This is a genomic window from Pseudoalteromonas thalassia (genome assembly GCF_049257215.1).
Lineage (GTDB): Bacteria > Pseudomonadota > Gammaproteobacteria > Enterobacterales > Alteromonadaceae > Pseudoalteromonas > Pseudoalteromonas lipolytica_C.
The window spans coordinates 199,811-212,558 of sequence record NZ_JBMMUE010000006.1 but is presented as its reverse complement, the minus strand read 5'-3'; the positions used below and the strand labels follow the sequence as shown (position 1 = coordinate 212,558).

General features: G+C 40.4%; 5 protein-coding genes and 1 tRNA gene. 1 reads left to right on the top strand and 5 read right to left on the bottom strand.

Going from position 1 to position 12,748, the window contains the following annotated elements; all coding sequences use genetic code 11:
* Positions 1-27: 27 nt before the first annotated feature.
* Positions 28-115, top strand: a tRNA-Ser gene (locus tag AAEU31_RS09755).
* 64 nt (positions 116-179) lie between these two features.
* Here the strand turns inward: AAEU31_RS09755 and AAEU31_RS09750 are convergent.
* From AAEU31_RS09750 to AAEU31_RS09730, 5 genes are all read right to left on the bottom strand, one after another.
* Positions 180-1,904, bottom strand: a complete 1,725-nt coding sequence (locus AAEU31_RS09750) for a GspE/PulE family protein (RefSeq protein WP_421967114.1) — start codon at positions 1,902-1,904, stop codon at positions 180-182.
* Positions 1,905-1,906: 2 nt separating this feature from the next.
* Positions 1,907-2,329, bottom strand: a complete 423-nt coding sequence (locus AAEU31_RS09745) for a hypothetical protein (RefSeq protein ID WP_421967113.1) — start codon at positions 2,327-2,329, stop codon at positions 1,907-1,909.
* Between the two features lie 18 nt (positions 2,330-2,347).
* Positions 2,348-3,256, bottom strand: a complete 909-nt coding sequence (locus tag AAEU31_RS09740; RefSeq protein ID WP_421967112.1) for a prepilin-type N-terminal cleavage/methylation domain-containing protein — start codon at positions 3,254-3,256, stop codon at positions 2,348-2,350.
* Between the two features lie 286 nt (positions 3,257-3,542).
* Positions 3,543-9,710 carry a pectate lyase family protein gene (locus tag AAEU31_RS09735; protein WP_421967111.1) on the bottom strand — a complete coding sequence of 2,056 codons (6,168 nt, stop codon included), beginning with the start codon at positions 9,708-9,710 and terminating at the stop codon, positions 3,543-3,545.
* Between the two features lie 80 nt (positions 9,711-9,790).
* The gene (locus tag AAEU31_RS09730) at positions 9,791-12,748 is read right to left on the bottom strand and encodes a TonB-dependent receptor (RefSeq protein ID WP_421967110.1); all 2,958 of its coding nucleotides are present in this window, start codon (positions 12,746-12,748) and stop codon (positions 9,791-9,793) included.

Below are 12,748 nucleotides of genomic sequence, written 5' to 3'. Positions count from 1 at the left end.
ACGCCGCGCTAAACTCTAAGCGCCTTAGGTGACGTGTCCGAGTGGCTGAAGGAGCACGCCTGGAAAGTGTGTATACGGCAACGTATCGAGAGTTCGAATCTCTCCGTCACCGCCATTTCTTTATCTACCAAGCTTACTTTAATTATTCTCAAATGGTTTAAAGGCGTATTTTAGCTAGTCTAATTATCCAAGTTGTTAATTATTTCACACTCTTTCCAAAAGGACTGTCCTAATACTCTGTTTATTTCTTCTGCTGAAGTGAGGCCTTTTGATAATGCTTCTAAGGCTACTTTATATAAAGACCTCGCACCGCTTTGAGCTGCAACCTCTCTTAACTTACTGGTACTTTCTCCAGCTCTAATTGCATCGGCTAGTTGATAGTCTATAGTGATTATTTCGAACAGAGGAATGCGTCCTTTGTAACCAGTGTGATCGCACTCATCGCAACCTGATGGCGACATAATATTTATATCAGGAAAGATACTTTTAAAGCGTTTGCCATGGGTATCTGTGGTCAATGGTCCACTTAGATTACAACTATGGCATAGTTTTCTAATTAAGCGCTGTGCTGCAACACCTTTTAAAGAGTCGGCAATAATAGGCCGTGACACACCTAAGCCTATTAACCTTGAAATAGTCGTAATTGCATCACTAGTATGTAAGGTGGTCATTACAAAATGCCCGGTGATTGCAGCGCGAAAGGTCATTTCTGCTGTTTCTTCATCGCGAACTTCACCCATCAATATTACATCAGGGTCTTGTCTTAAAATACTTCTGAGGGCGCTGGAGAAGGTAAGGTTCTGTTGAGGATTAATATTAACTTGGGCAATACCTTCAATTTCATATTCTATAGGGTCTTCAACTGTAACAAGGCACTTTTCGGGTGAGTTTAATTCTTTTAAGGCTGCATAAAGTGTACTTGTTTTTCCTGACCCGGTAGGGCCTGTTATCACAAAGATACCTTCGCTACTTTGCAGTAAGTTTTTAAATGTGTCGAGCTCTTGCTGTTGTAAACCAATATCATCTAATTTGTTTACAACAGATTTGATTAGCAGGCGGATGACTACTTTTTCTCCCCCTTTAACAGGTAATGTCGATACCCGTAGGTCAACATCTTGGCCTTTAAGCTCTAAACTCACACTACCATCTTGTGGGACCATTTTTTTTGCTAAATTAAGGCCAGCTAATGCTTTTATTCTTTGTATTATTGGGATAAAAACTTGTGCAGGTAATTCTGATATGACCCTTAACATGCCATCTACTCTGTAACGAACTATGCCGCCATTATTAAAGGGTTCTATATGGATATCACTGGCTTTAAATATAAATGCCTCTAACAGCATTTCAGATACAATTTTAACGATGGCTGAGTTTGAAGAGTCGGGCTCATTTCGTTTTGTTCGTGTGTTAAGTTGGGTTGTTTTTATAATAATGTCATTTTCAGATAGCATTTGCTCCTGATAAAACATTTCTGTCCATTTTGCTATGAGCTCGGGTGATGCCAATACTGACTTAACATGCAGGGTCGTTAAAAATTCAACCATTGCTTCCATATCAGTATCAAATGGGTGGGGTGAAGCAACTGTTAATAAGCCATCAGTAAAGCCCACAGGAAAAATGCCATACTCTCTGGCTACTTTAAGAGAAACATAATGAAGCAATTCTTCCGGCACATTGGTAGGAGGTTTTGCAACCTCTAACTGGTAACTCTTTGCAATCATTTCAGTTAATATTTTGCTGTTGACTTGCAAAATTGCCTCTGCACTTTTCCATGCTGAAATCGCAGATTCACCGTTATACATTTCTTCAATATTAATATTGCTGTTAGTTGATTTTTCAATGCAAAATCGTTTTAGCCAATTAAAAGTGGCATTACTTCTGTGTACTTCATGTTTATCAGCCATACTCATTCCATATATATTTTGTCGTCTTTGGCATCAAACGTAATTGTTGAATTACCATGTGGAATGGTTAGGCGAAAATGTTCGTTGGTAATTTTTTCATAAGTTACATCCATAACAGATGCAATAGGGCTTGGTAAATCGTCTGGCAGTTCTCCGTAAGTTGTGCGGTAATGTTCAACATCTTCTGCAATCATTAATAATGCTACTGAGCTGCCCGTTTGATAATCTCTGTCATAATTTACAGGGTGAGTTTCATGACCGATAACTAGTGCTTTTGCTAACAAAAACCCAAAAGCAATATATGCTGCATAAGGAAGCCAGCTCGGTAAAACAATAAAAGATCGATTTTTATTTCGTTGATTATTTTGCGTTTCATCCATCGCTTGCGCGATACTTTCTTGCCATCGTTTATTGGTTGAAATCATTTTTATCTTCCTAGTTACTTATTCCTGATGGCCGTGCTGCTGACCTATATGTTGTTCAGGGTGTTTTACCCAGCCCGGAGGCCAATTCAAGTTAGAACCTGCATTACTGCGACTGCCTGATTCTGATTCACCATTTGTACCAGTTTCTGTACTTGTACCAGTTTCTGTACTTGTACCAGGTTCTGTACTTGTACCAGTTTCTGTACTTGTACTCGTTTGGCTACCCGTGTCGCTATCACCACTACTTCTATCTGGAGGTGGGGTATTACCTGTGTTACTTGCATCAGGAAGTTGGGGGTTACCATTATTACTTGCTTCAGGTTGCTGGCTAGTCCCAGCATTAGCTAATTTAGGTGGTTGATTGATTTTGGGAAGGTTTGAATTTGCAGCTAAAGGTTCTTTATTTGTTTGGTGTGTCTCATAAGGTATTGCTAACGCAATAATCATCATATTAGGAGTCACGAAAGAGTGTTTTAACTCAGTTATGTGATCTAAGGCATTAAGTACATTTAAACCGTTTTGACTATTTGCTTTTAAAAATAAAACAGGAAAAGCCTCATGACCGGTAAAATTAAAAAACCCAGAATGATTAACTAATTGAGCTGAAAATCCAATATCAAACTCTTCAGAAAACTGACTGGCAAGTCCTGGTAAATAGCTTGGGGCTTGACCAAAACTTGAACTTGAAAGCTCATTTGGCTTTGCCAGTGCATCTGGTGAAGTTGCTATAACATCCTGATATGCAAGCCCTATAGAATAGATTCTATATAACAAGGTAGCTGCTTTAGATTCATTTACATAGCTTTGATAATTAGGTAGGGCGATTAAGGATAAGATCCCTATAATTGATATAGCCACCATAAGCTCTACCAATGTGAACCCATTACTTTTAAAAAAGTTGAGCTTTCCCAAAATCGTTGATTTCATTAATACAATTCACTATTTAAGTTATATCTTCTTAAATATAGACAAAATCATAGGTTTTTCATCTTAGTTTAATTTATATTTTTCGTAACTTAAGGATGGTTAATTAAGTAAATTCAATGTTCTACAGTATAGTTGTTTGAAGGTTTTTCAGAGTCAACTTGCTTGTCAGCATCAGGTTTACTATTTAAGAATATTACGCTTAATTAAATTGATTGATATAAAAAGCCGTGTGGTAACAATTACCAAAAAATAAACCCCGCAATTGCGAGGTTTATAGCGTAATGCACTATTGAATACTTATTTTATCCAATGTGATAGTCGCTTCACTTTCCGTTCTTATGGTGATGAATGAAGTGCTGGTTGCAACGAGTCCATCCACAGTATAAGTTTGGCCTGCTGTTAAGTCAGACAGCGGCACAGAATAAAACTTAGACGCAGTGCCATGAATTGAATTGCTACTACCCGAAGTATTGTTATCGACATAAATTTGAAAGTTTTTGGCTGTGTTTCCAGCTACCGCTGCAACTTTGAACGTTACTTGGTAGTTGTTTGATAAATCAAGCAAGCCTGTTGTTTCGGTGTCATTTCCTGTCGTACTGGTACTTGGGGTTGTGTTAGCAATGCTAATTCTAGCGCCAGTCATTGTTAACTGTCCGCCTGCGACGTCAACATTACCTGTTACACGGTAGAACAGCGCTTGTTCGTTACCCGCAGATCCTGAAATATCACGATAGCTGTTACTAAAAAACTCATCAGTATTAGCAGCAGAGAAGTTTTCAGTAAAGGGCAATCCAAGTGGTTCTTGAATAGGAGGCTCCGTTGGAGACTGAATATCAGGAATGTCTAAATCACTTTGATCCAGCTTACCAACACCTGCATGAGCAAGTACATGTGCTTTAACATCCATTACAGGCGTAAGCGTATATTCATAAGGTGCTTTATATGAGCTGGTTGGCGTCATGCCATTTTCAGTCACTTCTGCTCGTACATCCCCATCTGCCGCATCACTCCATGTAATGCCTTCGCCTAGATAATTACCTGATGTGTTCCAATAACCAATCTGTGCTGAATAAAAAGAAACCACAGGGTTCTTGGTATTTTCAAAGTAATTATTCTCTATGTGTAGCTCAGCTCCCATGCGTGAATTAATTGCACTTGAAGTGATATTGTTATAGTAGTTATTGAAAATATGACCATTACCGAACCTAAATAAAGGAACCCGAGAGACAATATTTTCAAAGCGGTTGTGATGGAAGGTGATATGACGGTTTTTATTACTGCTGTCGTCATTGTCACTATGGCCATGTAATGAAGTTTTCCAACTATCATGTATATAATTGTAAGAAATGGTAATGTTCTCAGCACCCGACTTAGAATCAATTAAGCCATCATAATAGTCTTGATCCACGGAGAGCGAAGAATACAACTCATTATGGTCAATCCAAATGTTTGCTGTTGTTTCGTTTTCATCACCTTCAATTGAAATTCCGTCTTTACCACCAGTGAGTACTTCATGAATTTTTAAGTTTTGGATGATAATGTTGTTAGCGCGGCGAATAGCAATGCCAATCCCACTAAACTCACCTCTATCAGCCACACCGATAATTGAGACATTATTCATATCTTTAATTTCAATAGATTTATTATCACCGCCACTGTTAGCATCTGTGATTACACCATCAACATAGATAGTAATAGCGGATGCTGAAGACTTCGCTTGTGCTAGGGCTGCTTTTAATGAAGCACCATTATCAACAGTAACAACAGTACCGCCTTCACCTCCGGTGATATTATAGTTATACCCTGCAAACCCTCGACTAGGATTGATTGGCGCAATGCTGACAGGCTCATCCGGTAGTTGAGGAATAGCAAGTGGTTTTGGACTCCATCCTTGACCGTCGTTATAATCTGCAAAAATGTTTTCGCGGTCTAGTAGCTCGTTGACTTCTGAATCTGAAAGAATATAGCCACCTTCGCGTTCAGATAAATCAAGTGGATTACCGTCTAAATCCATACTGCCATATTCGCGCCAACCACTGGTTGCTGTGGCAACGCTAGGGTTAGGAGCAGGTTGATTATTTACACCTTGAACAGCCCAGCCAATTTTAGCGATATGTGTATCAAACCTATTGTTTATTAAGGTTATATTATCAAAGTATGTATCGCTGCCTCCACTTCTTGCAATGTATGTTGAGTTATCTAAAACATCATTGCCAATGGGGCCAGGACCATGTGTGAATCGACTATTCAAGAAAATAAAACCAGGGTCTGTTTCTACAGGTACACGCGCTTGTAAAACATAGCCACCCGCTGAGTCAGTTAAAGGATCACCGTCTTTTGAATCACCGATTGTACGGATCTCTGAACTCTCGAATAACGCCGTTGTTGGGTAACCCCAAATAAAATCAACATTCCCTGCAACAAGCGTGTTGTAGAACCATGAGTATCCTTTTAACAGAAGGGTATCTTGTTCACTTTTAAAGCGGGCATTGTTCGCAACTAGGCGGTACGGGCTATTGAAATAAATAGTTTCTGCTTGGTTTGAATCCACATTATTACGAATATGCGTATTTTTAAGGGTGAGATTATTAAGGGTCAGCATGTCGACACCTTCTACTAAAAACACACTTCTACCTCCGTTAGGTGTTCCTGTGCTAATAGGTGCACTGCCACCCGTGCCGCCATTCATAGACTCGTAATTCTCATATTGAATAACGGTGTTTTCTTGGCTTTCACCTTGAATAGTGAGGTTGTTTTTATCGCGCAAAAATAACAGTTCGTTATAAATGCCGTCTTTTATGGAGACAGTGGTGTGCTCATCTTTGCCCAAGTACTGCATAGCAAAATTAAGTGCACCTTGCACAGTTCTAAAGTCTGCCGCACCTTCATCATCAACGAGCAGCTGATTACCTGCAGGCATGCTTACTTTAGTAACAAAGTCCCATTGACTGTTATCACCTAGGCCACTAAATTCTTGACCATTTAACATTGCACCAACCACGACATCATCACCAATTACAACACGGTATGTATGTCCATACTCAAGGGTATTATTGCGTGGCTTAATGGTGAGCGTGTTCCCATTTAGCTGTAGTGGATAGTAGTAAACAGAGCGAACTTTAGCTTGTCCAGCAAAACCAATGTGGTCAATGTTTTTACCAACGGTAAGGGTATCGACTAAACTGTTATCGCTGACTTTATAAATACGTACTTCACCTAAAGCGCCTAAACTTGGTTCATTATCAAATGTAAGGCTAAATTGCGTATCAATAAATTGATTGGCACTGTTTTTTTCAGGAAATAACTTTCCAGTTAAGTCGCCATAGTCAGTTGTTGGCATGACAAAACCTTCAGCCACACTCACTTCTATTGTTCGGGTTATGGTACCATCAGAACCAGAGACGAATGTAATCGTGGCATTACCGGCCGCCATTGGGGTGAGAGTAATTACACTTCCATTGATATCGACACTGACAATTTTGTCATCAGTTGAAGTCACTGTGAATTCATCAATTGTTACTCCATCATTTTTAATGGCGGTGACATTAATTGTTAATGGTTCAGCTGTCGTTGAGGTGTCCCAGTTAGGGGCCTTGTAATCCAGTGTGAGTTGAATGGGTTTGATAGTCGGATCGCCAACTTTTAAGTCATCCAATTCAAATGAACGGTTATTAGTAAATAAACCTATTAGCCCACGTGCGCTGTAATTTGTATCACTCACTGAGCCTAAGTTTTCACCATTTAAATAAATGGTTAATTGATCATTGATTAATTCAAAACGGGTGGTGTACCAAACACCGTCTTCTGTGCCCCCTTTTTCGCCGAGTAAAATAGGTGTACTTGCCTGAACAGGGCGTGCAATAGAGCCCTCGGTGCTGACAGCAACTTCTACTCGAGTGCTACTAGATGAGTTTTGCACATTTAAACCGCCACCATACCAGTTTCCTGTATCTTGATAACGGGCCATCATGTACAACTGTTTGTTTGCTGTTGTACTGTTTTGACGAGGACGAATTTTCGCTTCTACAAAATAATTACCTGTTTGTGGGATATTTTGCATTGCTTCGTCTGTGGCTAAAATAAGTTCACCGCCTGCGTTGCCTGCGGTGTATCGCATCATATTATTACCGTTGATATTTAAAATATCGAATTCACCCATGGCACCGTCTACGTTAGTAGGCGTTGCTAAAATTTTCCAGTTGCTCAAATCACCACTTTCAAAATCATCACAAAAATACAGTTCAGGTGCATCTGTACACTTAAAGATACTTGGGTCTTCAACGTACTCAATGCGTAAATTATTAATCACTACTTTACCGCCTGTCTCGGTACGCAATTGTAAAAAAGAGTTCTTGGTAGCGAGTTTTCCGGGTACGACTAAGGTTTCGCCAACAACTAAGTCATTGATTAACTTGTTGAAGAAACGAGATTCACCACCGTGCATCGATTTAGAGCTACTTGATGTATTGTTGTCGACATAGATTTGGAACTTGTTGTCACCTTCAGGATCGCTAGCACTGACAATATCCATGACGACTTGGTAAGGCCTTGATAAATCAAATACCCCCGTTGAGTTTGTATCATTTTCGCTGGTTTCCACGCCCGCAGTGGTATTACCCAAAGTGAATCGGCCCCCGTCCAGTTCTAAGCCGTTTTCCACGACGGTGACGGATCCTCCAGTTTTTGAAAACATCGGAACTTCATTACCTTGACTATCAACTATTTTTTGATAGTCGACAGAAAAAATATCACCAGTAACAGTCGTAAAATCGTTTGTGTAAGGAAGTTCAACAGTGGGGATCTCACCTGTTGCAGGTGGATCAATTGGCGGTTCAACAGGCGGCTCAACTTCGGGCACATCTGTCGCAACTGTTTCTATTTTTAGATTATCTATGACTAATAAGGCGGCTGAATCGGTTCTGATTTGAAAGTAAGAGTTTTTAATATCTGCGCTCAGGATACCGCGTGCATCTGGGTGCGTTAATTCAGTTCCTGTATTAACATCTTGCCCAGGTATATAAGTATAAGAGAAGCGTTGTCCGACAGGCAGGTTGGTTTCATCAATCGATTTTCCATAAAACTTTGATGCATCAGCATGCACAGAGTTACTTTGGCTTGTTGTATTGTTATCAACGTATAAAGAAAGAGAGCCTGCACCATTATGGCTAATGACGTCAAAGCTAATAGTGAAGCCTTCGCTTAAATTGTATATTCCCACACCCGTTGTATCGCTTGGCGATGATTCTTTACCTGGCAGGGTATTACCGATTGTGAAACGGTCACCTTCCAAAACAAGCTGACCCAATTCATTGATAATGGCACTGCCGCCAGATTTAAAATAAAGAGGCCCACTTCCTTGCTCATCAGAGAGGCTTTTATAACTAGATGAGAAGAATGTATCAGTGTCGGTATCGAATTCTTCGTTTAATGCAAGACCGGTTTGTTCAGCAAGTTCACTAAGCTTTACCAACTCATTTTGGGCTTGCTGTTCATCAAATGCTAAAATATTGTTGTATGCATCATCGTTGTTATCACAGCTAAGTACTAACGTTGCAAGCTGTGCTGCATCATTTGTAGAGCACACACTAAAGGTATTATTGACAGTGTTGTGCGAGCGAGAAATTAAATAATGCTTACTCGGTGTATCACCTTCACTGGTTGTTAATACTAAAACGCGATTACCAAACTGAAACTCATAGCTGCCAACAAGCGTTTCATTCCCATCGACTAGCTTAGTGAATGACCCCGTGCTTGCTCCTTCTTCACTGGGTGTAAACTGCCATATTTCAATACTCGCTTTTGCCCCTTTTACAACGGGGTTATAAATTGTCCCCGTAAAGTCGGCAGGAGTGAAGGCGAGAGGCTGTGTACTGTTATACTGCTCAAAAATAAAATCTACAAAATGCATAATGGCAGTATCAGCACTCACTAAGCTGGTATTTGCTCCCCCAGCGTTAGCAAGCCATTGATTTACCTTTTCGTCAAAATCGTCACTGGCAAAGAATTCTGCAGGTGTTTGTTCTTGGGCTAATTCCATTACTGCAGCCTGTGCTGCTGCGTCACTAATGGTAATACCGTTACTGGTGTCACCATCCACATCTAACGACTGCAATAAACGCAAACTATTGATTACAGCAGGATGAAATACTGTGTCTGTAGAGAATACGCTCAGTGGAGTGACAACATTGCTGGCCGCGACACTTGGAAATGTCAGCTCACCAATAGAAAATGTGATCGCTTCACCACGGAAATAATCAAATTGGCCATTACTGTCCGTTTTACCGTTTGTCACAGACGGGCTGTTATAGGTCAATCCGGCGACAGGGCTATCTATAAAAACCCCTTGAATAGGGGGGAGTGGCGCCTCTTTTACGTTGACAGAGCTTTCTTCGCCGCAGCCTGCAAGTACGGCTGCAAGCAATAAGCAAGATGGAATTTTAATTGTGCTATTCATACATCCCTCCAAGGATGAACGCGTTTAGCAACACAAACGCGTGTGTTCAGTGATTATTGTTGTTTTAAGTAGTTGAATTATTAGTAGAACTTATAATTCATTCCTAGTTGATATGTCCGACCATAATCTTCTCGTTGATACAAAATCTCGCCGCCAGACTGATCATTACCGGTGAAATAACGAAGGTCTGACTCGTCGGTGATATTGATTGCATCAAAGTAGAATGAAAGGTGTTCGTTGAAGTCGTAAGTCGCTTTTATGTCAAAGGTTAATATGTCATCTTGGTAGATATCAGCCCATGTTTTACATGCTTTAGCATCATTTTTGTCTGCTGAAATAGGGCAAGAGCCTACTTGCTCTAAAATATCGGAACGATAATTACTGATTAGCCTAAGTGACGCTGTTTTATTCTCCCAACCCAGCGCAATATTAGCGGTAATATCTGCTTGGCCTGGTAACGGCATTTTTTCATAGCGTATGGTGTCATCGAGTTTTGACTCACTACTGACGACGGTCATATTACTTTGCCAAAATAAGCCGTTTTCAAAAAACTGGTTATAACTGAGCTCCATACCATACACGGTTGCTTTATCACCGTTTAAGGTGATATCAACTTGATTTATGACTAAGTCTTGTGGAATCGCGAAGTCAGAAACATGATCAACAGGTAATGTAAGAGGTAGCTCATCTAACCCCATTTGAATACCACTGACATCAACAATGAAGTTATCAATATTTTTATAGAAAACAGCTACTTCAACGAATAATTCTTTGGAAGGATACCAACCAAATGAGGCGTCAAAGTTGTCTGATGTCATTGCGACAAGATTTGGGTTACCAACTTGAAGTGCATTGTCGGGCCCCAAAATATAGTTTTGTAATTCTAATGCACTTTGCCCATCGGGTTCGCTATAACATGTATTGGTTGTGGGGTCGCATAAACTGATATCATCATCAAACCGTGCATATCCTCGTGCTTGTTTAAACGAAGGGCGAGTGTAGCTGGTCCATAAAGAGGTTCTAACTAACATCGTTTCATTTGGTTCATAACGAAGATGCATACTAGGAAAGTATTCACTGTAAGTTATTGATGATTCAGGTAACGGAACTGCAATATCTAAGGTATGCTCACCACCAAATGACCAATCGTCATTTTCAAGTGACATAAAACCAGTCGACGAAAACTCGGTATGCGCATAACGCACACCCGTTATTACGCTTACTTTTTCTGATAACTGCAGTTCTGCCATAACATAAGCGGCATACGTGTCCTCGGTGAGTACATAGTCTTCTTTAGTGCTGTCGATTGATACTTCGCCACCGGTGGCATTTTCGCGCGTGATTTTTGTTGAATCAACCATGTACTCAACATCCTGCGCAGACACTAAAGGGTAGGTGAATAAATCACCAGCGGGCACACTATAGTCATAATCGGTAATATTAGAGTTAGCAACAGCGATACAGGTTTCATTACCATCGCAATCATCAGCATTTATCGTGTAACTCCAACGATCTTTATCTCTGTAGTGTTCACGTTCGTTGTAGGTGCCCCCAAACTTTATAGAATTTAAAAACTGACTATCAAACTCCTTTTGAAAGTTAAGTTTAAAGCTTGTGATTTCGTCTGTGCGGATGCTGTCTTCCATGAATAGGTTATCGTATTGCATATTAGAAAGATCGCTTAAATCACCGTCGGCCTCACCAGCAAAAACATCATTGTCTGGGTCAAGCTCAAAACCACCAAGAGCCGCAGCTTCAGAAGGCGTTAATACTTTCGCTGTAATAAAATCACGGCCAGCCTTGCCATAAACGATATTTTCTCGTTCGCGGAATTGCACACGACGATCACCCACTGATTCATCGTCTGTTTTAGAGTAAGCATATTCATAATCTACGCGCCACGACTCAGCAAAGTAGTTTTCACCACCAAAGCTATAGTTGGTGGTTACAGTTTCACCTTCTTGAATAAAATACTGGTTGTAAACATCAATATCTGAAAGTGCAAACTCCTTAGTTTGTGGGTTAACATAAATAACTTCGTCTTCTTGATCGCCATTATAAAAGTTATAAAATTCACGTTGAGCGATATCGTCGTCGGTGTATTTTGAATAATTACCACGAATATAGTAAAAGCTGTCTTCATTTGGTTTGAATTCGACATTCAGTGTGGCATTGGTACGTTTACGATCCGCTATTTCGCGACGGTTTTCGAGCTGTGCAGGGATTAAAATTTCTTCTGCATTTGCTAATTCTGTTTCAGAGAGACCAATACCCCCTTTTAAAAAGTTCATATCACGAGAGCTGTGATGACGTACTTCATCGACTTGTGTTTGTCTGTCTTCATAGCTGGCCGCAAAGCCAATACCGACTTTGTCATCAAATAATAACTGTGTACCATCAATACTAAACTTCGGTGAATGTGCCTCTCTCATTTCATTGTAAGAATCTTGAAGTTTTATTTTCAGTGTATTGTCACCACGGTCATAAGCCGAAATAGCTTTCACGTTTACTGCGCCACCGATTGAGTTTAAGTTCATATCAGGTGTGAGTGTTTTAAACACCTCAATTGCACCAAGAGAGTCACCCGTTATGCCATCAAGACCGACTTTTCGGTCATCACCTGCACCAGAAAGTTCCGCGCCATTCATATTTACCGACACAAATTTGGGACCAAGACCACGTACTGCTACATATTTACCTTCGCCTTCGCTTCTTTCTAAGGTGACACCGGGAACACGACGTAGAGACTCAGCGACATTTTGGTCAACTAAGTTACCTAAATCATCTGTAGCAATCACAGAGCTAAATGCTTTGCTTTCACGTTCCATTGCTCGGGCTTTTAAATCAGCCTGATAAATGCCTGTTACAGCGATGATCTCCATGTCATCATCTCCATCTTGGGCTTTCTTTATCGCTGTTTTTTCATTACTACTAGACGCTGTTTGCGGTACGGGTTTGGTTGTCTGTGCGTCTTGTGCATAGACGGGCAGGGCAACCAAAAGTGCTGCTGCAATACCGCTGAGTTTTATCGTTTTCAT